Below are 22,774 nucleotides of genomic sequence, written 5' to 3' on the forward strand. Positions count from 1 at the left end.
GGGGGGGGGGGGGGGGGGGGGGGGGGGGGGGGGGGGGGGGGGCGGGGGGGGGGGGGGGGGGGGGGGGGGGGGGGGGGGGGGGGGGGGCGCCCGCGCCCCCCCCCCCCGGACCCGTCGTGGCCCGCGGACTCCCGCCCGGACCTCAGGACTCCCCGTCCGCGCGGTCCTCCTCGGCCTTCTTCTCGGCCGCCCGGACCTGCTCGGTGAAGGTGTGCTCGTCGATCCGCTCGACCGCCGCCCCGTGCTCGGCGGCCAGCTCGTCCGCCGGGCCGGGCGAGGACTCCCGGACGTCCAGGGCGAGCAGCGCCCCGCCGTCCGGCACCCGGGGCGAGAGCACGATCATCGCGGCGCCGGCCTCCGTCGCGTGGTGCTCCTCGGCCGCGTTGCCGAGCGCCGCGCCCGCCGCGAAGCCCAGCAGCATCCCGACCGGCCCGCCCAGCAACCCCACCAGGCCGCCCAGCAGACCCGAGCCGACGGTGGCCACGCCCGCGCCCCGGGTGAAGGTGCCCCGCACCTCCAGCACGCCGTCGGCACTGCGCTCCAGCACGGCCGCCAGCCGCAGGCCCGGCAGGTGCTGCGCCTCGTCGAAGGCCGAGTGCCAGGTGGTGGCGTCGGGGAAGGTCAGCAGGACGAGGTTGTGCTGCTCGCTCATCGCACTCCGATCGGGGTGGGGGCTGCCCGGGTCTCCATCGTGACCCTCGGTGTCCGACCCGGCCACAGGAGCGGGCGGCGCGCCGGGCCGCCGTAAACCCTTCCATGAGACCTTTCGAAACGCCGTGTCCCACCGGTCCTCGCCCTCCTTAGGTTGGCGGTGATGTCACGTGTACGCATGATCACGTGGCCGCAACCATCAAGGAGCACGCATGAACAAGTTCGTGAAGGCGGCCGCGGTGGCGGCCGGTTCGCTCGCCCTGTTCGGCGCCGCCACCGGCGCGGCCCAGGCCAGCCCGGTCGCCGCGACCGCGACCGGGCTGCCCCCGGTACCGTCCTGCGTCACCCTCTACTCCCCGTTCAACCCGTTCGGCGGCAACGAGACGTTCAGCGTGACCAACAACTGTTCCCGGACCGTGAACGTGAAGACCGTCCTCGCCATGGGCACCACCGTTGACACCTGCTACGCCGTCAACCCGGGCCAGACCATCACCGAGAACTACTACGCGTTCGGCACCTACATGGTGGTGACCGGCCTGACCACCTGCTGACCGTACGCGTCGGCGCAAGGTGAGGCACCGCGACACCCGGCACCGCGGCGTCTCGCCGGTACCGACCCACGGGTACTGCCCGCGCCCAGGCCGCTTGGAGGCGCCCGGCACTTTGGTGCCGGGCGGCTTCGCAGCCTCACCGCCATGCCCGCCCGGCGGTGAGGGCTGCCCGGGTCTCCAGCGGGGCCTTCGGCCAGGGGCGCTGCCACGGGAGCGACGGGTTCAAACCGGGGTCGCGGTCCACCCGGGCGCGACCGCCCCTGTTTCGGCCAGGTGTGGGGCCACCCGAACGATCGGACGGCGGGGCGGGTGGTGGGAGCGAGCGGGCTCGGCCTGGGGGAACGAGGGCGCGGCCGCCGGGCTCCCGTTGGTTCGATCCTGGCCGAAACGAGGGCCGGTGGTGTGCATGCCACTGGTGTGCCGAGTGGGGCGCTGCCAAGATCCGGATCCGGCACACCCGTGCCAGATCCGAACGCTTGGAGGAGGCAGCATGCAGCCCACGGCTGAGCAGGTTCGCGCACTCAAGGACGAGGACTTCCGGCTCACCCTCGGCCAGGGCCACCAGGTCCACCCGGCCGGCGAGCTCTCGGACGAGCTCTACGTGACCGCCGCGGTGCTGAACAGCACCTGCGACGGCTGGTCCAGCTGCGGGCGCCTCTGCAGCTACTGAGACCGGGATCCGGCGCGGGCCCCGGTTCGTACGGTCGGCCGGGGTCCGCGCCGGACAGGCGCTTCGCGCGCCTTCGCGCACCGGCGCCGAACGGATGGAGCAACAGTGCAGACAGAGAGGCAGCACCGCCCCGTGGTCGACGCGTCCGAACTCCTGCGGGCTGCCGCCCGAGCCGTCCCGCTGAACGCCCGCGGCCGGGCGCCGGAAGGGCCCGACGCGGAGGCGCTCGGTGACGCCGACCGCGCCGAACGCCGTGAGCGGGCCGCCCGGAAACTGGAGCGCTGGCGGGCCCAGGCGCCGTTCGACCGCGCCGACTGGTTCACGCGCCGGCTCACGGCCGACGGCGTCGACCCCGACGCCCTGCACGCCCTGCTCGCCGAGCACCCGGACGCGCTCGCCGACCGCCTCGGAACGCACCCCTGGGCCGAGCGGCTCGTCACCGCGTTCCACCGGCCGGCCGCCCTGGACATCCCTGAGGCACACGAATTCGCCGGGCTCGTCGCCCCGCTGCTCGCCGCCGCCCACGACCGCCTGCGCACCGGGCTGGCCGCCTTGGACGCCCCCGCCCTGGGCGCCCCCGAGGAGCTGGCCGCACTCGCCCTTCCCGCGCTCACCGCCGCCGCCCACGCGATGGCGACCCGGACCGTCATCACCGAACTCCATGTCGCCCGACTCACCGGCGAGTTGACCGGCGACACCCCCGAGGGGCGCTACCGCGACTTCCTCGGCAGGCTCACCCGGCCCGAGCGGGCGCTGCGACTCCTCGCCGAGTACCCGGTCCTGGCCTTCCGCCTCACCACCGCCGCGGAGCAGTGGACAACCACCACCCTCGCCCTGTTCCGGCGACTCGCCGCCGACCTGCCCGCCCTCGCCCGCACCTTCGCCGACGGCCGCCCGCTCGGCCGGATCACCGAACTCGCCACCGGCCTCGGCGACCCGCACCGCGGCGGTGCCACGGTCAGTTCGCTGAGCTTCGAGCACGGCGTCCGGATCGTCTACAAGCCGCGGCCCCTCGGCGCCGAGACCCACTTCCAGCAGATCCTGCACTGGCTCAACCCGCAGCTGCGGCTGCCCCTGCGCGACCTCGCCCACCTGGCTCGCGACGGCTACGGCTGGGTCGCCCACCTCACCGCCGAACCGGCCCGGGACGAAGCCGAGTTGAGTGCCTTCTACCATCGCGCCGGCACCCTGGCCGCGCTGATGTACGTGCTCGACGCGGTGGACTGCCACGCCCAGAACCTGCTCGCCGTCCGGGACCAACCCGTGCTCATCGACCTGGAGGCGATCCTCCACCCCGACCTGCACGAGCCCGCCAAGGACCTGTCCGAGTCCGAGCGGCTCGCCCGCCACCAGGCCCGGCACTCGGTGCTGCGCTCCGGCCTGCTCCCCGAACGGATGTGGGACGAGGGCAACGGCGGCACCGACCTCTCCGCCCTCGGCTGGGACCCGGCCAGCCTCCCGCCCCGCCCCGCGCCCGTCCTGGTCAACGAAGGGACGGACGAACTCCGCGTGGAGTACCGGAGGTTGCCGGTGGAAGCCCCCGGCAGCCGACCCGTGCCGGCCGGGCAGCCGCTGCGACCGGCCGACCGCCTGGCGGAGTTGGAAGCCGGATTCACCGAGGCCTACCGGCTGCTCGCCGCCGACAAGGGTCAACTTCGCGCCCTGCTGAGCGCGTTCGCGGCTGACGAGACGCGCCTGCTGCGCCGCGACACCTTCGAGTACCGCAGCCTGCTCGGCACCGCCTGCCACCCCGACCTGCTGCGCGACGGCCTCGACCAGGACCGCCACCTGGACCGGCTCTGGTCCCTGGCCGCCTGGGAGGAGCGCGCCCTCGCCTACGTCGACCACGAACGCGCCGACCTGTGGCGCGGCGACGTGCCCGTCTTCACCATCCGCCCCGACGGCGTCGACGCCCGCTCCTCCACCGGCGCCCTCATCCCCGACGTCACCGACCGGCCCCCGCTCGACCTCGCCCTCGCCAAGGCCGACGCCCTCGGCGAGGAGGACCTGGAGCGTCAACTCCAGCTGCTGCGGCTGTCGGTGACGACCTCCGGCGGCGCCCGGGAGCCGCACGGCCGGGCGGTCGTGCGGACACCCGTGGCCGGCGCGGCCCCCGGCCGGGGAAGCGTCGACCGCGCCCTCGCCATGGCCGTCGAGGTCGGCGAAGGGCTGCTGCGCGAGGCCTGCCGAGGGAGCGCCGACCTCGCCTGGGTCGGCCCCAACTGGGCTCCGCCCGGGCACTGGGTGCCCGCCGAACTCGGCCCCGACCTGTACAGCGGCACGGCTGGTGTGACGCTCTTCCTCCACCAACTCGCCTGCGCCACCGGCGACCGTGAACACCGGACGGCCGCCTCCGCCGCCGAACTGACGCTCCGGCGGCAGATCCGGCGGCGCGCCGACCGCCTCGGCGGCGGCCTGTCCGGCCTCGGTGGCCTGCTCTACGTGCTCGCCCAGCTCACCGCCCACCACCCGGACTCCGAACTCGACGCGCTCGGCTCCCTCCTCCTCGACCGCGTCAGCGCCACCGCCACCGGCGACACCCAGTACGACCTCCTCGCCGGGAACGCGGGCACCATCGGCGGCCTGCTCGCCTGGGAGGCCGTCCGCCCCGGGCCCGCCGTCACCGACGCGCTGGTGGCCTGCGCCGAACGCCTCGTCCAGGCCGCCGCCCCACACCCCGAGGGCGGCGCCGGCTGGCTGCCCGCCTCCCTCGCCGGCGCCGTCACCCGCCCTCTCGCGGGCTTCGCCCACGGCGGCTCCGGCATCGCCTGGGCCCTGGCCCGGGCCGGGCACCGCCTCGGCGACCCCCGCCTGCCCCGACTCGCCCTCGCCGCCGTCGCGTGCGAGCGCACCCTGTTCGACCCCGCCGCCGCCAACTGGCGCGACGTCCGCGAGGACGACGGGCCCGACGGCCCCAGCTACCCCGCCCTCTGGTGTCACGGTGCCTCGGGCATCGCACTGGCCCGCACCGACCTCGCCCGACTCATACCCGAAGAACGCGAGTCGCTCCTCGCCGAGCGTGACGCCGCCCTCGGTGCGGTGCTCCGGGAGGGCTTCGGCCACAACTCCTCGCTCTGTCACGGCGATCTCGGCAACCTGGAAGCCCTCCACCTCGCCGGCGGATCGTGGCAGGCCGCCGCCGAGCAGCAGACCCGTGCCACCCTCGACGACCTGGCGGCCCGGGGCTGGACCTGCGGCCTTCCGCACGGGGTGCACAGCCCCTCGCTGATGGTCGGCCTGGCGGGCATCGGCCAAGGCCTCCTGCGCCTCGCCGCCCCCGGCGCCACCCCCTCCGTCCTGACCCTCGAACCGCCGACTGCCTGACCCCGCCGGGCCCTAGTCGTCGGCCGCCGGCGGGTGGTTGAACACCGGCCCGAGGTCCGGCGGAAGGTGCTCGACCAGCAGGGCGACGGCAGCCTCCGGGGTGTCGGGCGTGCCGATCACCGCCGAGTCGTACAGGCGGTGGACACGGTAGCCGCCGCCGTGCAGCGGTTCGGCGATCGGCATGCCCGCAGGTACCCACGGGAAGGTCGTCGACAGGCTGAGGCACAGGTCGTAGTGGCTGGTCCAGGGGAGGAGCCGGCGCAGCCGGGGCTCCGCGTGGGCGGCTCTCAGCAGGCGCACCAGGCCGTCGCAGCAGCTGCCGGGGCCGTGGCGGTAAACCTGCGCGCGCCACTCCCACACCAGGACGATTCCCTCCCAGCGCGCCTCCACCGCCGCCTCCGGCCCGATCGCGAGGGCGGCGGCGAAGTCCGGCAGGACGGGCTTGGGCGGAGTGTCGTTCTGATCATCGGATCGCATGCCGAGCAGTGTGGCCCAGCCCCTCACGGAATCGAACATCGCGGACCCGTCCGGTGATCGACATCCACCGACTCGCCGTCGCCGACCCGGAATCGCCCGGACCGGGTGAGACCCGTCGGGAAGGCGAAGCCCGGCGCACCGGCACCCCGCCGGTGCGCCGGGCCGGCCGCTCAGTCGAGGCAGAACTCGTTGCCCTCGATGTCCTGCATCGCCAGGCACGATTCGTTGACGCCGTCGGCGCGCAGCAGTTGCACGCGCACCGCACCGAGCGCGACCAGCCGCGCGCACTCGGCCTCCAGCGCGGCGACGCGCTCCTCACCCACGAGCCCGGTGCCGACCCGCACGTCGAGGTGCACCCGGTTCTTGACGGCCTTGCCCTCGGGAACGCGCTGGAAGTACATGCGCGGGCCCACGCCCGTGGGGTCCATGCAGACGAACGCCGCACCCTGGCGCTCGGCCGGCAGCGAGCGGTTGTAGTCGTCCCAGGTGGCGAACCCCTTCGGCGGCGGCGGTACGACGTACCCCAACACCTCGCACCAGAAGCGGGCGACGCGCTCAGGTTCCGCGCAGTCGAAGGTGACCTGGAACTCCTTGATCGATGACATCGGTCCTCCATAACGCGTGCTGTCCACAACGGCCCCGGATGTCATCGCCGCGCAGTGAACGGACGCGCCACCAGGGATGCGTCGACGCCCACCTCGTCGTCGAGCGACCTGGTGATCTCGGGCACGGCGGGTGAGCCTGCCACATGATCATCTGCGGCTCAACCGGTTTTCCGCCCGTGCGACGTGGTGGACCATGGCGGTATGGAGCTGAGGATCGAGGCCGCCGACCTGCCGGGCCGCGAGTGCGGCGGCGGGCCCGGGTTCCCGGGGTACCGGGACATCCACGTCGCCGTCCAACGCCGGGGCCGCCCGGCCGAGTTGCTCGACCCGCAGCCCGGGGACGCGGCGCGGGCGCGCTGGTCGCTGGAGTGCGCGGTGAAGCGGCTGCCGGATGGCGGGGTGGACATCACCGGCCGGTACGTCCAGGGCGGGCCGCGCGGCCGGTTCGTCTACCTCAACTGGGTGACGCGCGAGGGCGACACGTGGTCGCTGTTCCGCCGGGCCAAGCTGCTGCTGGCGGCGGTCGACCCCGCCACCGTCGAGGCGGCCGTGGCGAGCGGATTGCTGGTCGCCCGCCTCGGCCTCACCGACGCCAAGGGCCACCCGCTGTGCGCCGCCGTCCGCCCGCCGCTGGTCACCTGGACGGCAGCGGGCTGAGCGCCGCGCACTCCAGCGGCGCCGAGGGGTCCACCGAGAGGTCGGCGGGCGCCGGCCGGGCACCGGCGCGGACCAGCAGATCGCCGATCGCCGCCACCATCGCGCCGTTGTCGGTGCACAGCCGCAGCGGCGGTACCCGCAGGGTGATGCCCGTCGCCGCGCAGCGTTGCTCCGCGAGTGCCCGTACCCGCGAGTTGGCCGCGACCCCGCCGACCACCACGAGGGTGCCGATCCCGTGGTCGGTGCAGGCGCGCACCGCCTTGCGGGTGAGCACGTCCGCGATCGCCTCCTGCAGCGCGGCCGCCGCGTCGGGCACGTGGGGTTCGGGCCGTGCCTCGACCCAGCGGGCGGCGGCGGTCTTCAGGCCGGAGAAGGAGAAGGCGTACGGGGCGTCCTTCGGCCCGGTGAGCGGGCGGGGGAGCCGAACGGCCGTCGGGTCGCCGGTGCGGGCCGCCCGGTCGATCGCGGGGCCGCCGGGGTAGGGCAGGCCGAGGATGCGCGCGACCTTGTCGAAGCACTCGCCGGCCGCGTCGTCCAGGGTGTCGCCGAGGTGGACGATCGGGTCCCGGGCGAGGTCCCGGACGAGGAGCAGCGAGGTGTGTCCGCCGGAGACGATCAGCACCACGCAGGGGTTCGGCAGCGGCCCGCCGTCGAGGGTCGCGGCGGCGACGTGCCCGGCGAGGTGGTGCACCCCGTACAGCGGGACGCCGAGCGAGAACGCGTACCCCTTGGCGGCGGCCACCCCCACCTGGAGCGCCCCGGCCAGCCCCGGACCGGTGGTGACGGCGACCGCGCCGACGTCACCGAGCGTCAGCCCGGCTCGGTCCAGCGCCTCCTGGACCACCGGCGCCATCGCGTGGACGTGCGCCCGGGCGGCGATCTCCGGCACCACCCCGCCGTAGCGGGCGTGCTCGTCCATCGACGAGGCGACCGCCTGCCCGAGCAGGACGCCGTCCCGGACCAGGCCCGCACCGGTCTCGTCGCAGGAGGACTCGATGCCCAGGACGACCACCGGCGACCCTGTCACAGCCACTCACCCTCATCGGCCATTACACGTTCGGGTGACCATTGTGCCCGACAAGATGTGAGGAATACGCAGGAGCCCATGGATCGCTCCTGCAAGTCATACGCAATAGTGTTGTCCCGGCACGATCGATACGACCAACCCGCCGAAAGGGGCCGTGTCCTGATGGGCACCTACACGCTTCCCGACCTGCCGTACGACTACTCCGCGCTGGAGCGGGCGATGTCGGCCGAGATCCTGGAGCTGCACCACTCCAAGCACCACGCCGCCTACGTGAAGGGCGCGAACGACACCCTGGAGCAGCTCGCCGAGGCCCGCGACAAGGAGCAGTTCGGCGGGCTGGTCGGTCTGCAGAAGACCTTCGCCTTCCACCTGTCCGGCCACGTGCTGCACTCGCTGTTCTGGCAGAACCTCTCCCCGGAGGGCGGCGAGCGCCCCGAGGGCGAGTTGGCCGACGCCATCACCGAGCACTTCGGCAGCTTCGAGGCCTTCAAGAAGCAGCTCACCAACGCCACCACCGGGGTCCAGGGCTCGGGTTGGGGCATCCTCTCCTGGGAGCCGCTCGGTCAGCGCCTGATCGTCGAGCAGGTCTACGACCACCACGGCAACGTGGGCCAGAACACCACCCCGCTGCTCGCCTTCGACGCCTGGGAGCACGCGTACTACCTGCAGTACCGCAACGTCCGCCCGGACTACGTCACCCGCCTGTGGGATGTCGTCAACTGGCAGGACGTCCAGTCCCGCTTCGCGGCCGTCAAGAGCGACTGACCCGGATCAGGTGACGGAAGGCCTCGGTCCGGTCGGGCGGACCGGGGCCTTTCCCCTGTTCCGGGCGTCGACGCGGCGCGGGCGCGACGCGGAGCGTTGACGCCGGACACATCCGGCTCACCGAGACGAAGGCTCGACTCCACCCGTTGTTCGCCCGGAAACGGCCTCCGGTCGCTACGCTCGGACCACCACCGGTAACCGGCGGTCGGCGGCCGAACGGCCCGTCCGCTCCCCAGCGAAAGGCCGTCCGATGGCGCCGCGCCTCTCCGTCGTCGTCCCGATCTACAACGTCGAGCGCTACCTCGCGGAGTGCCTGGACTCGATCGCGGCGCAGACCTTCGAGGACTTCGAGTGCGTCATGGTCGACGACGGATCGACCGACGACGGACCCGTCATCGCCAAGGCGTACGCCGCCAAGGACCGGCGCTTCCGGCTGGTCCAGCAGGAGAACAAGGGCCTCGGCGCCGCCCGCAACACCGGCTGGCGCCACCTCACCCCGGGGACCGACTACCTCGCCTTCGTGGACAGCGACGACACCCTGCCGCCGCACGCGTACGAGCTGATGATCCGCACGCTGGACGAGACCGGATCCGACTTCGCCGCCGGCAACGCGCTGCGGCTGCGCACCACCGGCCTCTCCCCCTCGCACGCCCACCGCCGCCCGTTCCGCGAGACCCGGCTGCGCACCCACGTCAGCGAAACCCCCGCCCTGGTCACCGACCGCACCGCCTGGAACAAGGTCTACCGGCGCACCTTCTTCGACGCCGCCGGCATCCTCTACCCCGAGGGCATCCTGTACGAGGACGCCCCGGTCAGCGTGCCCCACCACTTCCTCGCCGAGCGGGTCGACGTGCTCGCCGAGCCGATCTACCACTGGCGGGTGCGCGAGGACGGCGCCCTGTCCATCACCCAGAAGAAGACCGACCCGCGCGGCCTGATCGACCGGGTCCGCTCGATGGAACTCGTCCGGGAGTGGCTGCTGGCCCGCCCCGAGCCGGTGTTCGCCGAGTACCTGCGCGCCTACGACCGGAACTGCCTGGTCGAGGAGATCCCGATGTTCTTCTGGTCCGTCCCGGACGGCGACCGCCCCTACTGGGAGGTCTACCAGCGGCACGTGAGCCGGCTGATCCGGGCCATCGGCACCGAGCGGCTGGCCGGGCTGAGCGCCCAGCTGCGGGTCAAGTACCGCCTGACGCTCGCCGACGCGATGAACCGCTTCGTGGCCGTCCAGCGGGCGCACAGCCTCGTCCGCCGCACCCGCCAGGCGGCCAGGCGTCGGTGAGGTCCCGGAGCCGTCGCCACGGCGGACCCCGGACCCTGGACCCTGGACCCCGGAACCCGGACGCCCGGCGGTCGGCCAGGCCATCGAGGCCTGCCCCCGACACTGCCCCTCTGGTCCTTGCCCTCACCCCGGAGATCGCCGTAGACCGGCTCTGACACGTCGCGACCACGGCTCGAATCGCCTGTCCAGGAGGTGGATGTGCACGCGCACGACCAGAAGAAGCAGGGCAAGTCCGAGCACCGGGAACACAGCCGGCCGACCGCACGGCAGCAGCCCGCGCCGCCGCACTTCCAGTCGATCCGTGCGCTGCAGCGCACCATCGGCAACGCGGCCGTCGTCCAACTGCTGAGGCAACAGCGGCAGTCGGAGTCCGCGGTGCAGCGCTCGACCGTCCACCAGGTGCTGCGGTCGCCGGGCCGCCCGCTGGCCGACGACATGCGGGCGGAGATGGAGGCCCGCCTGGGCGCCGACTTCAGCAGCGTGCGGATCCACGACGACTCCGCCGCGGCCCGCTCCGCAGCCGAGGTCAGCGCCCGCGCCTACACCTCCGGCGAGCACGTCGTGCTCGGCCACGGCGGCACCGACAAGCACACGCTGGCCCACGAGCTCACCCACGTCATCCAGCAGCGCTCGGGCCCCGTGGCCGGCACCGACCGCGGCGACGGACTGTCCGTCAGCGACCCCGGCGACCGCTTCGAGCGCGCCGCCGAGGCGAACGCCGTCCGGGCGCTGAGCCGGACGATGCCTCCGGCCGTCCAGCGGGTCGCCGATCGAGCCCCTTCCCCCGGGCCGGAGGTGCCGGTGCAGCGCGCCTTCACCGGCGCGCCGTACGTCACCTACGGCGGGCTGAACGGAAACGGCGTCGGCACCTCGATGCATGCCGAACTCTGGCCCGGCCAGCTCGGCAAGGGCTCCAAGCCCAGCGTCCAGCCGTCCTGGTGGCCGACCGGGAGCGGCGCGACCGCCGACTGGTTCAGCAAGTTCATGGTGCAGGGGCACCTGCTCAACGAGCAGGTCGGCGGCCCCGGCAACACCATGAGCAACCTGACTCCACTCTGCAAGTCCGCGAACTCGGCGCACCACGCGAAGGTCGAGAAGGACGTCAAGGCCGAGGTGCTGACCAACGGCAACGTGGTCGAGTACGCCGTGACGGCCGACTACAGCACCCACCCGGCCGGGAAGGACTTCGCGCCGCTCCCGAGCGCGGTGGAGGCCGACATCGACGCCAACTACGCCGCCAAGCTCGCCGGCAAGATCGAGGCCGAGTACACCGTCTACGACACCGCCGGCAACGAACTGCACGGCGACGCGTGGGAGATCGAGAACAACCGGCTGTAGCACCTGCTGGCGCCCGTGAAGGAGACCCACGTGATCACCCCCCGCGCCCGGCTGGCCGCGATGATCGAGGACCTGGAGCGCAACCCCCGCGTGCGGCTCCTGGAGGCCACCGTCGCACCGCCGACCCCACCATCCGACATCGAACTCGCCGTCCGCCTGGCCCACGGCCGCCTCCCGGACGGCGTCGAGGCCTTCTACCGCGAAGTCGGCGCGGTCCGCCTGAGGTGGCGTCACACCGTCCCCGAGCTCCTCCACGGCGACCTCTCGGACCAGGGCCTCATCAACCTCCTCCCGCTGCCCGAAGTCTTCGCCGACTGGCACGGCGTCACCTGGCACTCGCCACAGGACCAGGAGTACCGCCCCGTCAAACCCTTCGACATGTTCGTCCCCGAGGCCTGCGCGGCGTTCGTTCCCCCCCTCGACTCCGTCCACTACCACTACTTCGGCGAGGAGCTGTACGACACGGGGTACTCGTTCGACGCCTACCTGGAACGGCTGCTCGCCTCCCGCGGCTACTGGTACTGGCCGCAGACGCTCTGCCGGGAGTTGGCGGAGAGCACGGAGGTCACCGCGTTCCGTCGCGCGATGCCGGTGATCTTTCCGGACTACGACGACGCGCTGTTCCAGCCGATGCGAGCCTGAACCGGTGGTGCCCGTGCCGCTCCCGCGCCGGAGCGGGTGGCACGAGCGCGCCCGAGGGGGCGGTGCGACGGCCTACAAGGGTGCCCGGATGGACGAGGCCTCCGGCTCGAAGCCGGAGGCCGAGACGAGGGTTGAGGATGCTGAGGCCGCGCACGAGATCGTTCGAGGCCTGGGCTTCACTCCTCGCATCGCGTTCGAGAAGCGGTGCCGCAACTACAGCTTCGAGCGCGACGGACGGAGTCTGATGGCCACGCTCGTTCGCGTTCCCGAGTTGGACGATGCGACGTTCATCGAGCTGGAAACGGTGGCTGCCGCCGAGGACGACCTCGTGCCGGCTCTTGCTTTGGTCCGCCTGGTGTTGGCCGAACTCGGCATCAGTGAGAATGATTTGACCAACGAGCTGTACACCGATGCGGTCGCGGCGGCGCGACCGGCTTGACCGTGGAGTTGAGCGGGCCCGCCCACCTGGGCGGGCCCGCTGGTAGACCTCAGGGGTGCCAAAGGAGCTCTTCCGGGTTACCGGTGGGCCCCCTGCGGCCACAGCACCTCGACCGGCACGCCATGGTGCCGTGCGTACGCGACCACATCCGCCGTTCCGCCGAAGCCCCGGGCCGGCAGGCCGTCCCAGACGGCGAGGAGCTTGTCGACCTGCTGGACCAGGATCTCGCTCCCGGCCATGTGTGCGGCTTCGTCGGATTCCACGTGCCCAGTGCGGTGAACGACACTGGCACCTCCCAACAGCTGGTCGTAGACCGGGTGATGCCATTCCGGTAGCCCGTCCCTGTAGTGATCCGCAGGAATGACGACTTCCAAACGCGCACCGCGTTCGAGCGCGATCTCCGCGAGCCAGGCATCTGGCCCGTCCGCGATGCAGGACACGACCGTGAGTGCACTCGGATCCTCGCCCGCGAGAGACTCTTCGAGTAGGTGTCGAACCTGCCCCTCGACCTCGGCGGTCAACCCTCGGTGCCCCGTGATCCCGGTCCGCATCGCGTTCCTCCTTAGAGACAGGCGCCGTGAAGGCGCTCATCGAACTCCCTCACCACCTTGGGAGGTGAGGAAGTGTTGAGTGATCGCCGAAGTGTGCGGCCTCTCTCGACGATTCGCCCTGAACGGTACTGGAGACCGATCTCCAGGGCTTGGGTTGCGAGCGCGAATGCCGCCTCAATTCGCCCGGCGACCAGGTGGCCAGTGGCGAGGTCCAACAACAGCAGTGCGCGCTCGATGCACTGCGGGAGCTGGAGCTGTGTGCGAGCGAGGTGATCGCCAACGCGCTCGTTCACACCAAGGAGCGCTGTGTCGTGACCGTCCGGGGGCGGGCCGGGCGGGTGCGGGTGGAAGTCGCCGACCGGGGTGCGGAGTTGCCGACCCGGGAGCGTGACGAGGAATCGACCGGTGGGCGGGGCCTCCTGCTGCTGGAGGTGCTGGCGCACGTGTGGGGATGGCACCCGGCGGGAGTCGGCAAGGTGGTCTGGTTCGAGTACCTCGAAACCGTCGAAGGGCCGTGCCCCACGCACGGGTGGGGCACGGCGCTCAACCTGCACGCGCTGCGCGGGGTGGCGTAGTGGTGAGCGTTGCGCGCCGGCATGGTCAGGTAGCGGACGTCGCCGTCGATGCGGGTGCCGAGGACGTAGCCGGGGATGAGGCGCTCGTGCACCGCGCCCACATCCCGTACCGCGTCCCGGACGGAGTCCGCGTCGGCCTCGATGACGACGTCCTCGACAATGGTGGCGATGGTCCTCTGCTCCTGTCAGGGGGTGCCGAAGAAGCTGTCGAGAATGTGCTGCGCGGCCAGCCCTGCGGGCAGGCTACCGGCGCGGACCTGGGCCTCCAACTCGGGGGCGAGGCGGCGAACTTCGGGGTGTTCGTGCAGCCGCGCGTAGAGCTGGTCGTGGACCATCGACCACGTCCACTCGACCTGCTGCTCCCGCCGCTTGGCGGTGAGCGCGCCGGTGGCGTCCAACACCTTGCGGTGCTGCTGCAGCCGCTCCCACAGGACATCGAGCTCGGCACCGTCGAGCCCGCTGCAGGTGAGGACCGGGGGAGTCCACGCCGCGTCCGGGGCCTGCAACAGCCGCAGCGCGCCCGCGAGTTCGCGCGCCGCCGCCTTCGCGTCGCGCTCGTGCGGCCCGTCCGCCTTGTTGACGGCGATGACGTCCGCCAGCTCCAGGACGCCCTTCTTGATGCCCTGGAGCTGGTCGCCGGTGCGAGCCAGGCTGAGCAGCAGGAAGGTATCCACCATCCCGGCCACCGCCGTCTCGGACTGGCCGACGCCGACGGTCTCGATGAGCACGACGTCGTACCCCGCCGCCTCCATCACCACCATCGACTCCCGGGTGGCCTTGGCGACGCCGCCCAGCGTCCCCGACGTGGGCGAGGGCCGGACGAACGCGGCAGGATCAACGGCCAGCCGCTCCATCCGGGTCTTGTCGCCCAGGATGGAGCCGCCCGTCCGGGTGGACGTCGGGTCGACGGCGAGCACCGCGACCCGGTGGCCCAGCCCCGTCAGCATCGTGCCGAAGGAGTCGATGAAGGTCGACTTGCCGACTCCGGGCACGCCCGTGATGCCCACCCGGACCGCACCGCCCGCGTGCGGCAGCAGCCGCTGGAGCAGCTGCTGCGCGAGCGCGCGGTGGTCGGGCCGGGTGGACTCGACGAGGGTGACGGCGCGCGCGATCCAGGCGCGCGAGCCGTCCAGGACACCCGTCACATAGCTGTCGAGGTCGATCGTCCTCGGTGGCATGGCCTAAAGATCCCAGCTCACAGCTCGTGGCCGAGGTCGGCCGCCAGCGACTTCAGCAGGTCGTAGGCGGCCTCCGGGATCACGGTGCCGGGCGGGAACACCGCCGCCGCGCCCGCCTCGTAGAGGGCGTCGAAGTCCTGCGGCGGGATGACCCCGCCCACCACGATGGTGATGTCCTCGCGCCCCGCCTCGGCGAGTTCGGCGCGCAGCGCGGGCACCAGCGTCAGGTGCCCGGCGGCCAGCGACGAGACGCCGACGATGTGCACGTCCGCCTCGACGGCCTGGCGGGCGACCTCGGCCGGGGTCTGGAACAGCGGGCCGACGTCCACCGTGAAGCCGAGGTCGGCGAAGGCGGTGGCGATCACCTTCTGGCCGCGGTCGTGGCCGTCCTGGCCCATCTTGGCGACCAGGATGCGCGGGCGGCGGCCCTCGGCCTGCTCGAACCGCTCGACCAGGTCCCGGGTGCGCTGGAGGGGGGCCGACGGGCCAGCTTCGTCACGGTACACACCGGAGATGGTACGGATCTGGCCGGAGTGGCGGCCGTACACCTTCTCCAGGGCGTCCGAGATCTCGCCGACGGTGGCCTTGGCCCGGGCCGCGTTGACGGCCAGGTGCAGCAGGTTGCCGTCCAGCGAACCGCCGCGCTGCGGACCGGCCTCGGCGGCCCGGGTCAGCGCGTTCAGCGCGTCCTGGCACGCGGCCTCGTCGCGCTCCTCGCGCAGCCGGCGCAGCTTCTCGATCTGCCGGGCGCGCACCGCGGAGTTGTCGACCTTGAGCACGTCGATCTGCTCGTCGCTCTCGACCCGGTACTTGTTGACGCCGATCACCGGCTGGCGGCCGGAGTCGATGCGCGCCTGGGTGCGGGCGGCGGCCTCCTCGACGCGCATCTTGGGGATGCCCGCGTCGATCGCCTTGGCCATGCCGCCGGCCGCCTCGACCTCCTGGATGTGCTGCCAGGCCCTGGCCGCCAGGTCGTTCGTCAGCTTCTCGACGTAGGCCGAGCCGCCCCAGGGGTCGATCACCCGGCAGGTGCCCGACTCCTGCTGCAGCAGCAGCTGGGTGTTTCGGGCGATGCGGGCGGAGAAGTCGGTGGGCAGCGCCAGCGCCTCGTCCAGGGCGTTGGTGTGCAGCGACTGGGTGTGGCCCTGGGTGGCGGCCATCGCCTCGACGCAGGTGCGCGTCACGTTGTTGAACACGTCCTGGGCGGTCAGCGACCAGCCCGAGGTCTGCGAATGGGTGCGCAGCGACAGCGACTTGGGGTTCTTCGGGTCGAACTGCTTGACCAGCTTGGCCCAGAGCAGCCGGGCCGCGCGCAGCTTGGCGACCTCCATGAAGAAGTTCATGCCGATCGCCCAGAAGAACGACAGCCGCGGCGCGAAGGCGTCCACGTCCAGCCCCACGCCCAGGCCCGCGCGCAGGTACTCCACCCCGTCGGCCAGGGTGTAGGCCAGCTCCAGGTCGGCCGTCGCACCGGCCTCCTGGATGTGGTAGCCGGAGATGGAGATCGAGTTGTACCGGGGCATCTTCTGCGAGGTGTACGCGAAGATGTCCGAGATGATCCGCATCGACGGCTGCGGCGGGTAGATGTAGGTGTTGCGGACCATGAACTCCTTGAGGATGTCGTTCTGGATGGTCCCCGCGAGCTTCTCGGGCGGGACGCCCTGCTCCTCGGCCGCGACGATGTACAGCGCCAGGACGGGCAGCACCGCGCCGTTCATGGTCATCGACACCGACATCCTGTCCAGCGGGATGCCGTCGAACAGCTGGCGCATGTCGTAGATCGAGTCGATGGCGACACCCGCCATGCCGACGTCGCCGGTGACGCGCGGGTGGTCGCTGTCGTAGCCGCGGTGGGTCGGCAGGTCGAAGGCGACCGAGAGGCCCTTCTGACCGGCCGCCAGGTTGCGGCGGTAGAAGGCGTTGGACTCCTCGGCGGTGGAGAAGCCGGCGTACTGGCGGACGGTCCAGGGCTGGTTGACGTACATGGTCGGGTACGGCCCGCGCAGGTACGGGGCGACGCCCGGGTAGGTCTCCAGGAAGTCCAGACCGGCGAGGTCCGCGGCGGTGTACAGCGGCTTGACGCCGATGCCTTCGGGGGTGTCCCAGACCAGCTCGTCGACGTCCTTGCCGGTGGACTGCCGCCAGGCGGACTGCCACTGGGTGTCGGTGACGTCGGCGGCGGCGTCGCCGGTCAACCCGATTTCGGTGAAGTCGGGGATCATCGGGCCACCTTGTCCTCGTCGGCGCTGCTCGCACCGGTGATCTGGTCCAGCAGGGAGGTCAGGACGGAGACCGCGTCCCCGCCCGCGTAGATGAACTCGTCCACTCCGGCGGGCACTTCGGCCAGCCGGCCGGCCAGCAGCACCCGCTGGGCGCCGGCCGCCTTCAGCGCCTCGGCAATCGGTGAAGCGTGCTCGGCGTACAGGGCGTCGCTGGAGCACAGGCAGGCGACGGTGGCGCCGGAGGCGGTGAACGCCTCCGCGAACGCCGCCGGGTCCACGCCCTCGACCGCGGACGTCGCGATGCCGCCCGCCTGGAACAGGTTGGCCGCGAAGGTGGTGCGCGCGGTGTGCGCGGCGGCGGTGCCGATCGAGGCCAGGAAGAGGGACGGGCGGGCGCCGGTCGCCGCGAGATGAGCGTCCGAGCGGTCGCGCAGCGACTCGTAGGCCTCGGCGCGGCGCACCTGCGGCAGGCCGCCGGCGTGCCCGGCCGGGGCCGGTTCGCGGACCAGCGGCTGCTCGTCCAGGTGCGGGAACTCGCTGACGCCGGTGATGGGTTCGCGCCGCTTGGCGAGCTTCACGGACCGCTCCGCCCAGGTCGCGGCGATCCGCTCGCCGATGAGACCGGACTCCAGAGCGCCGCGCTGGCCGCCGGCCCGCTCGATCTCCTGGAACCAGGCCCAGGCGGCCCGCGCCAGCTCGTCGCCCAGCTGCTCGACGTACCAGGAGCCGCCGGCCGGGTCGATCACCCGGGACAGGTGGGACTCCTCCAGCAGGATCGACTGGGTGTTGCGGGCGATCCGGCGGGCGAAGGCGTCCGGCAGGCCGAGCGCGCTGTCGAAGGGCAGCACGGTGACGGCGTCGGCGCCGCCGACCCCGGCGGCCAGGCAGGCGATGGTGGTGCGCAGCATGTTCACCCACGGGTCGCGGGCGGTCATCATCACCCGGGAGGTGACGGCGTGCTGGCGCTGCGCCGAGGCCTCGGCGGAGGCGCCGGACACCTCGGCGACGCGGGCCCACAGGCGGCGCGCGGCACGGAACTTGGCGATGGTCAGGAACTGGTCGGCGTCCGCGGCGTAGCGGAACTCCAGCTGGCCGAGCGCCTCGTCCACCGACAGCCCGGCGGCGGTCAGCGCGCGCAGGTAGGCGACGCCGGTGGCCAGCGAGCAGCCCAGCTCCTGGGCGGGGGAGGCCCCGGCCTCGTGGTAGGGCAGGGCGTCGACGGTGAGGGCCCGGACGTTCGGGTAGTCGGCGGCGCAGCGGGCGGCCAGCGCGGTGGCCGCGGCGAGCAGCGCGTCGGTGCGGGCGGCGTCGCCGGTGCGGGCCTGGAGGCCGAGCGGGTCGGCGCCGAGGTTGCCGGCTGCGGAGGTGGGGGAGACCTCGCGCTCCTCGTACAGCTTGAACAACTGTTCGGCGGCGTCGGCGAATTCGGGGCCGGCGTCGAGCGCCACGGCGGCCAGGTCCAGGTACACCCCGGAGAGCGCCTCGGGCAGGGCCGTCACCGGCAGGCCCGCGGCGCCCAGCTCCAGCCAGAGCGAGCCGACGCCGTTCTCCAGGTCCGCGAGGACCGCCTCGTTGGTGCGCCGCCGGTCGGGGTCGGCGTGCCGCTGCCGGACGTCCCACCCGGTGACGGCGGAGCCCTGCGGCCGCCCGCCGCGGACGAACGGCGGGAAGCCGGGGTAGCCGGGCTCGGCCGAGCTGTCCTCGGCGGTGTACAGCGGGCGGGCGCGCAGGCCGTCCTGGAGTGCGGTGCTGAGCGCCCGCTCGGCGGCGGCGCCGTCCTCGGGCTGGGCACCGGACTTGCGCAGCACGCCCTCGACGAGCTGCTGCCACTGCTCACGGTGCGCGGCCGGGAACTCGGCGGCGAGGGGGAGCCCTTCGGGCGGGACCTTCATGTCCGCAGGTTAGCGCCCGTTTGCATACCCGCAGGAGGGGAGGCGCGTGTGACCTTGTTCTCGATTTGGCGGAGCTTTAGCACTCCGCTGGGTGACGAGTGTCAGGACGGGTGACAAGGCGGGTGTCACGGGGTGGCGCGACGGGTGACACAACGCCGGTGCCACGGTACGCGATCGATGGCCCGACAGTGCCCGGACGAGGGGGATTGCGGAACCCTGCCACTCATCTATTAAGTTACTTCGAAGAAGGCGGGCAGGGGCGGCATCCCCCGTACGCCCCTGCCCGCTCTTCGTCGTCCCCTTTGCGTCCCCCGAAGGAGATCCCACCGCGATGGGAAAGCGCCGCAAGCCCAGCCCCCCGAGCCGGGCCCGCCTGGCGGTCCTCACCACGGCCATGGCCAGCGGCGCGGTGCTCGCCTCCGGCACCGCCCACGCCGAGCCCGCCCCGAGCCTCGCCACCGTCAAGGAGCAGGTGGACAAGCTCAACGAGGAGGCCGAGCAGGCCATCGAGCAGTACAACGGCTTCCAGGACAAGCAGCAGAAGCTCCAGGGCGACGCCAACAAGATCCAGGAGAAGGTCGCCCGCGGCCAGGAGGCGATGAACGAACTGCGCACCCGGCTCGGCGGGGTGGCCGCCGACCAGTACCGCAGCAACGGCATCGACCCGTCCGTCCAGCTGATGCTCGACTCCGACCCGGCCGCCTACCTGGAGCGCGCCTCGGCGCAGAACCAGGTCGCCGACACCCAGACGGCCCTGCTCAAGCAGGCCCAGGAGGAGCAGCGCAAGCTCGACCAGGACCGCACCGAGGCCACCGCCACCCTGGCTCAGCTCGACTCCGTCGGCACCGAGCTCGCCGAGAAGAAGAAGCAGATCCAGGCCAAGCTCGCCCAGGCCCAGGCCATGCTCAACAAGCTCAGCGCCGAGGACCGCGCCAAGGTCAACGCCCAGCAGTCCGCGGAGAAGGCCAGGGCCGAGGCCCAGAAGGCGGCCGCCGCCGACCGCGCCTCCCGCTCCACCCAGCGCCCCGACCTGAACGCCCCGGCTCCGCCTGCCAGCGGCCGCGCCGCCGCCATCGTCGGTTTCGCCTACGCCCAGCTCGGCAAGCCCTACGGCTGGGGCGCCACCGGCCCCAGCAGCTTCGACTGCTCGGGCCTCACCGGCGCCGCCTACCGCGCGGCGGGCGTCAAGCTCTCCCGGATGTCCCAGGACCAGTGGAACGACGGCCCCCGCGTCGCCCGCGCCGATCTCCAGCCCGGCGACCTGGTCTTCTTCTACGGCGACATCCACCACGTCGGCATCTACATCGGCGACGGCAAGATGATCCACGCCCCCCGCACCGGCAAGAACGTCGAGGTCCTCCCCATTGACGCCATGCCCTACGTCGGCGCCGTCCGCCCGTAAACCCCTCCGCCCCGGCCGCCCCGTAAACCCCTTCGCGCGGCCGTCGGGGTGGGGCGGCAGAACTGTCGGAGGACGTTTCGTCCGGCCGGAAGCGGCCTCAACTGACCGGACTGGTCGAAACGTTGCCCAGGGGGGTGGCCGGGCGCTCCGACAGCGCCGGCCCCGATCACCCAGGGCGCCCGCGGCGGTAGCCCTGGTCACCCCCGAGACGCGAGACGGCCCGGGCGTACCTGGGGCACCGGTGGGAACCAGTGGGCGCCGCTGGGCACGGGTGGGCACTGGTGGAACGACCTACGGATGCGGCGCGCAGGCCAGCAGGTACGGCAGCACCGGCAGTGCCGACACCGCCAGCCACCCGGCCAGTTGGCGCCGCCGGCCGCCGCCGGGCCGGGCCAGCCGACGGACCCGGGTCAGCACTCCGGTGGACGCCACCCCCAGGGCCCCGCCCGGAGCCGGACCGGACGTGGCCAATGCGCAGAGCGCCGAGGCCAGTTCGCCCCGCGACACCTTCGCCAGCGCCGCGTCGTCCGCCGCCATCTCCAGCAGCAGCGCCACCTCGGAGCGCCCCAGCCGGGCCAGCGGCAGCGGCCCGAGCAGCAGCGCGAAGGTGTCGGCGGGCAGCCGGAGCAGGTGGTGGCGGCCGCGGATGTGCCCGCGCTCGTGCGCGACGGCCGCGGCGAGCTGCCGCTCGTCGAGCAGTCGCAGCGCCCCGCGCGACAGCACGACCCGGGAGCGGCGCCCGGGCAGGCAGTAGATCGTCGGGTGGGCGTGCTCCAGCACCAGCGCGCCCCAGCGCCGGTCCCGTACGGCGACCACGTCCAGCACCGCCCGGTGCCGCCGGCGGGCCCGCCCGGCCCGGGCGCCGACCGCGACCAGCGCGAGGGCGAGCAGTGCCCCGGCGGCGGCCGGCAGCCACCAGCCGTGGGTGTGCGGGACGACCGGCCCGGTTGGTTCGAGGTGGGGGAGCAGTCCGAGCAGCCCGGCCGGCTCGTGGGCGGCGGGCTCCAGCGCGTGGTGCGCGGCGAGCACCAGGGCGACGGTGAAGGAGGCCATCAACGCCAGCCACAGCGCCGCGCCCAGGGTCGGACGCGTTTGGAGCCGGGTGGAGCCGGCCAGCCGGCGGGGCAGCAGGACGCCGGCCACGGCCAGGTAGAGGCCGAGCAGGGCGAGCGTCACTCGGTGTCCCGGGCCTTGACCTGTTCGAGGGCGGCGAGCAGGGCGGAGGCCTCGTCCCCGCTGATCCGGTCGACGAAGCGCAGCAGCGCGCCGGCCCGGTCCGGGGTGGTCTCCAGCGCCTGGTGCATCAGCTCGGCGGTGTACGCCTCGCGGGTGCAGGTCGGTTCGTACACCCAGGCGCGGCCGACCTTGTCCCGGCGCAGCCAGCCCTTGGTGTGCAGGATGTCGGCGACGGTGGTCACGGTGGTGTACGCGACCGGCCGCTGCCGCTGGAGGTCGTCGACCACCTCGCGCACCGTGGCCGGACGGCCCCAGGACCAGAGCCGGTCCATGATCTCGGCCTCCAGATCGCCGAACCCCCGTAGCACCGCCGTGGTCTCCCTTGCCGAACCGACCGCCGGCGCCCTTCGCCCGCTGGAACGCGGCCCATGCTACGGCCGGTGCCGGGCGCGAGAGGGGGAAGGGGGCGCGGTTGGTCAAGGTTCTACAAAGGTGTAGCGGATCGGCCGAAAGGGTGATCGGGCCGTTCGCGGCGGGTCTATGCTTGACGAGGTTTGAAAGGCACCTCGTTCGGTGAGGCGTCTTCACGGACACAGGCCACTGACCCGACGACGTCGAGAGACGCCCAGGTTCAGGACAGGTCTTCCCGACTTAAGGGTTGACCCCAAGTGGCTTCCGGCCGACAGGCTGGACACGCCGTGGAGTGCCAAAGCTCTGACGAGTTGGGGTGTACCGGTCCATCCGGGGCCGGTGTGCTCCTTGCCGTGTCGTGATGCGGCGCACAGACGGTGCGCCCCCGGCCGGGAGGAGGCGAGAGACATGGACTGCCCTAGTCCGGGCCACAGTTGCCCCTATCCCCGCATGCTCTCGTACACCTCCGGCACGCGGTAACAACCTTCCCTGCGCGTTTCACCCGGCGCCTCGTCCCGCGCTCAACCATGCCCGGACGCAAGCCGCCTGACGCATCGTCATGCCCGTACGGCCGCCGCCGCTCAGCGTCGCCGTGCGGAGCCGGTGCCGTGCGCCCGCAGGGAGGATCGCTGCTGCGTGCCCCCTGTCGCCCTCTCAAGGCAGAGGGCAGGGAGGCCCCACCATGACCAACGTGATGCTGGACCCGAAGGTTTCCACGGTCCCCACCGCTCCCACCACCGCCCAGTCCGCCGTGCTCGACGACGCCCACGTCGGCGACATCAAGGGTGCGCTCGGCACCATCCGGCTCGACGACACCACCCCCCGCAGCGGGCTTTCCGCCCGGCTCAAGACCCTGCTCGCGATCGTCGGCCCCGGCCTGATCGTGATGGTCGGCGACAACGACGCGGGCGCCTTCTCCACCTACGGCCAGGCCGGGCA

The 22,774-nt window shown here is 72.8% G+C and carries 21 protein-coding genes, 1 pseudogene and 1 riboswitch; of the genes and pseudogenes, 12 read left to right on the top strand and 10 right to left on the bottom strand.

The features are described from left to right. Window positions 1-142: 142 nt before the first annotated feature. Window positions 143-652 (bottom strand): hypothetical protein, encoded by a 510-nt coding sequence (locus ACFVWU_RS37975; protein WP_387629601.1) that lies wholly within the window; start codon window positions 650-652, stop codon window positions 143-145. A 211-nt stretch (window positions 653-863) separates the two neighbouring features. Between ACFVWU_RS37975 and ACFVWU_RS37980 the strand changes: the two genes are divergently transcribed. The 3 genes from ACFVWU_RS37980 to ACFVWU_RS37990 all read left to right on the top strand — a co-directional run bounded on the left by ACFVWU_RS37980 (window position 864) and on the right by ACFVWU_RS37990 (window position 5,196). Beyond that, window positions 864-1,202 (top strand): hypothetical protein, encoded by a 339-nt coding sequence (locus ACFVWU_RS37980; protein ID WP_387629604.1) that lies wholly within the window; start codon window positions 864-866, stop codon window positions 1,200-1,202. Window positions 1,203-1,692: 490 nt separating this feature from the next. Further along, window positions 1,693-1,872 (top strand): hypothetical protein, encoded by a 180-nt coding sequence (locus ACFVWU_RS37985; protein WP_387629607.1) that lies wholly within the window; start codon window positions 1,693-1,695, stop codon window positions 1,870-1,872. 105 nt (window positions 1,873-1,977) lie between these two features. Then, window positions 1,978-5,196, top strand: coding sequence for a type 2 lanthipeptide synthetase LanM family protein (locus ACFVWU_RS37990; protein ID WP_387629610.1), 3,219 nt, complete (start codon window positions 1,978-1,980; stop codon window positions 5,194-5,196). Between the two features lie 12 nt (window positions 5,197-5,208). On the opposite strand, the gene ACFVWU_RS37995 is transcribed toward ACFVWU_RS37990, so the two are convergent. Together ACFVWU_RS37995 and ACFVWU_RS38000 are read right to left on the bottom strand one after the other, a co-directional pair. Beyond that, a complete protein-coding gene (locus ACFVWU_RS37995) occupies window positions 5,209-5,673 on the bottom strand; it encodes a DUF6193 family natural product biosynthesis protein (protein ID WP_387629613.1) in 465 nt (154 codons plus the stop codon). Window positions 5,674-5,843: 170 nt separating this feature from the next. Then, complete coding sequence (locus ACFVWU_RS38000) at window positions 5,844-6,278, bottom strand: VOC family protein (RefSeq protein WP_387629615.1); 435 nt, start codon at window positions 6,276-6,278, stop codon at window positions 5,844-5,846. Between the two features lie 201 nt (window positions 6,279-6,479). Here ACFVWU_RS38000 and ACFVWU_RS38005 point away from each other — a divergent pair, with 201 nt between their 5' ends. Further along, window positions 6,480-6,935 carry a DUF5990 family protein gene (locus ACFVWU_RS38005; protein WP_387629618.1) on the top strand — a complete coding sequence of 152 codons (456 nt, stop codon included), beginning with the start codon at window positions 6,480-6,482 and terminating at the stop codon, window positions 6,933-6,935. On the opposite strand, the gene tsaD is transcribed toward ACFVWU_RS38005, so the two are convergent. Continuing rightward, window positions 6,913-7,962, bottom strand: a complete 1,050-nt coding sequence (gene tsaD, locus ACFVWU_RS38010) for a tRNA (adenosine(37)-N6)-threonylcarbamoyltransferase complex transferase subunit TsaD (protein WP_387629620.1) — start codon at window positions 7,960-7,962, stop codon at window positions 6,913-6,915. The genes ACFVWU_RS38005 and tsaD overlap by 23 nt on opposite strands. Before the next feature lie 162 nt (window positions 7,963-8,124). On the opposite strand from tsaD, the gene ACFVWU_RS38015 reads away from it, so the two are divergent. The 5 genes from ACFVWU_RS38015 (at window position 8,125) to ACFVWU_RS38035 (ending at window position 12,428) form a co-directional block, all read left to right on the top strand. Further along, entirely contained in the window at window positions 8,125-8,727 is a 603-nt protein-coding gene (locus ACFVWU_RS38015; protein WP_387629621.1) for a superoxide dismutase, read from the top strand. A gap of 250 nt (window positions 8,728-8,977) precedes the next feature. Next, window positions 8,978-10,009 carry a glycosyltransferase family 2 protein gene (locus ACFVWU_RS38020; RefSeq protein ID WP_387629622.1) on the top strand — a complete coding sequence of 344 codons (1,032 nt, stop codon included), beginning with the start codon at window positions 8,978-8,980 and terminating at the stop codon, window positions 10,007-10,009. 198 nt (window positions 10,010-10,207) lie between these two features. After that, a complete protein-coding gene (locus tag ACFVWU_RS38025; protein WP_387629624.1) occupies window positions 10,208-11,347 on the top strand; it encodes a DUF4157 domain-containing protein in 1,140 nt (379 codons plus the stop codon). A gap of 30 nt (window positions 11,348-11,377) precedes the next feature. Next, window positions 11,378-11,989, top strand: a complete 612-nt coding sequence (locus ACFVWU_RS38030; protein WP_387629626.1) for a hypothetical protein — start codon at window positions 11,378-11,380, stop codon at window positions 11,987-11,989. Between the two features lie 88 nt (window positions 11,990-12,077). After that, window positions 12,078-12,428 (top strand): adenylyl cyclase, encoded by a 351-nt coding sequence (locus tag ACFVWU_RS38035; RefSeq protein ID WP_387629629.1) that lies wholly within the window; start codon window positions 12,078-12,080, stop codon window positions 12,426-12,428. A 77-nt stretch (window positions 12,429-12,505) separates the two neighbouring features. On the opposite strand, the gene ACFVWU_RS38040 is transcribed toward ACFVWU_RS38035, so the two are convergent. Then, entirely contained in the window at window positions 12,506-12,979 is a 474-nt protein-coding gene (locus ACFVWU_RS38040; RefSeq protein WP_387629631.1) for a hypothetical protein, read from the bottom strand. Window positions 12,980-13,173: 194 nt separating this feature from the next. Between ACFVWU_RS38040 and ACFVWU_RS38045 the strand changes: the two genes are divergently transcribed. Then, window positions 13,174-13,554: an ATP-binding protein gene (locus ACFVWU_RS38045; RefSeq protein WP_387629632.1), complete on the top strand. Its 381-nt coding sequence runs from the start codon at window positions 13,174-13,176 to the stop codon at window positions 13,552-13,554. A gap of 185 nt (window positions 13,555-13,739) precedes the next feature. On the opposite strand, the gene meaB is transcribed toward ACFVWU_RS38045, so the two are convergent. Genes meaB through mutA form a run of 3 tightly spaced genes read right to left on the bottom strand, consistent with a single transcriptional unit; the run spans window position 13,740 to window position 18,846 of the window. After that, window positions 13,740-14,732 (bottom strand): methylmalonyl Co-A mutase-associated GTPase MeaB, encoded by a 993-nt coding sequence (gene meaB, locus ACFVWU_RS38050; RefSeq protein ID WP_387629635.1) that lies wholly within the window; start codon window positions 14,730-14,732, stop codon window positions 13,740-13,742. A gap of 17 nt (window positions 14,733-14,749) precedes the next feature. Then, complete coding sequence (scpA, locus tag ACFVWU_RS38055; RefSeq protein ID WP_387629637.1) at window positions 14,750-16,954, bottom strand: methylmalonyl-CoA mutase; 2,205 nt, start codon at window positions 16,952-16,954, stop codon at window positions 14,750-14,752. Continuing rightward, window positions 16,951-18,846: a methylmalonyl-CoA mutase small subunit gene (mutA, locus tag ACFVWU_RS38060; protein WP_387629639.1), complete on the bottom strand. Its 1,896-nt coding sequence runs from the start codon at window positions 18,844-18,846 to the stop codon at window positions 16,951-16,953. The genes scpA and mutA overlap by 4 nt, the downstream gene beginning before the upstream one ends. 331 nt (window positions 18,847-19,177) lie before the next feature. Here mutA and ACFVWU_RS38065 point away from each other — a divergent pair, with 331 nt between their 5' ends. Continuing rightward, window positions 19,178-20,248, top strand: a complete 1,071-nt coding sequence (locus ACFVWU_RS38065; RefSeq protein ID WP_387629642.1) for an NlpC/P60 family protein — start codon at window positions 19,178-19,180, stop codon at window positions 20,246-20,248. 291 nt (window positions 20,249-20,539) lie between these two features. Here the strand turns inward: ACFVWU_RS38065 and ACFVWU_RS38070 are convergent, their stop codons facing one another. Beyond that, complete coding sequence (locus ACFVWU_RS38070) at window positions 20,540-21,424, bottom strand: M56 family metallopeptidase (RefSeq protein ID WP_387629644.1); 885 nt, start codon at window positions 21,422-21,424, stop codon at window positions 20,540-20,542. Next, complete coding sequence (locus tag ACFVWU_RS38075; RefSeq protein ID WP_387629645.1) at window positions 21,421-21,792, bottom strand: BlaI/MecI/CopY family transcriptional regulator; 372 nt, start codon at window positions 21,790-21,792, stop codon at window positions 21,421-21,423. The genes ACFVWU_RS38070 and ACFVWU_RS38075 overlap by 4 nt, the downstream gene beginning before the upstream one ends. Before the next feature lie 190 nt (window positions 21,793-21,982). Further along, a riboswitch (M-box (ykoK) riboswitch) is annotated at window positions 21,983-22,158 on the top strand. Between the two features lie 359 nt (window positions 22,159-22,517). Between ACFVWU_RS38075 and ACFVWU_RS38080 the strand changes: the two are divergent. Further along, window positions 22,518-22,774, top strand: a pseudogene (locus ACFVWU_RS38080) (manganese transporter); the annotation flags it as partial.

Source organism: Kitasatospora sp. NPDC058190 (assembly GCF_042883685.1).
Classification (GTDB): domain Bacteria; phylum Actinomycetota; class Actinomycetes; order Streptomycetales; family Streptomycetaceae; genus Kitasatospora.